At 47.0% G+C, this 302-nt stretch carries 1 protein-coding gene; it reads right to left on the bottom strand.

Annotation, left to right across the window (positions count from 1 at the left end; translation table 11 throughout):
- Nucleotides 1-302 (bottom strand): glycoside hydrolase family 3 N-terminal domain-containing protein (locus tag PZE06_RS27965; RefSeq protein ID WP_275792397.1); only part of this gene is annotated, 302 nt, incomplete at both ends.

Genomic DNA, 302 nt, shown 5'->3' with positions numbered 1-302 from the left:
AATCCATTTCCTCGCGCATTAAACCGGTTAGAATCTTATGGGATAATGTACCTGGTACAGCGACTTCCGTTCCGTCTTTTCTTGAGATTGCCGTCGTATCATCAATCTCTGTGAATGTCACGTGTGCTGACATAATCGCATCAATTCCCGCATCCATCGCTTCCTGAAAAGGATATAATACTACTTCCTTCAAACGCTCAAGATCATGCGGTACCGATGGAAGTCCCACATGCGAATCAACCGCTGTATCTCCATGGCCCGGGAAATGCTTTGCTGTTGCTGCAGTGCCCGTTTCTTGAAGC

Origin of the sequence: Robertmurraya sp. DFI.2.37 (assembly GCF_029211245.1) — a bacterium.
GTDB classification, from domain to species: Bacteria; Bacillota; Bacilli; order Bacillales; family Cytobacillaceae; genus Robertmurraya; species Robertmurraya methanolica_A.
The sequence above is the reverse complement of the archived record's forward strand: the minus strand, read 5'-3'. Positions and strand labels throughout refer to the sequence as shown.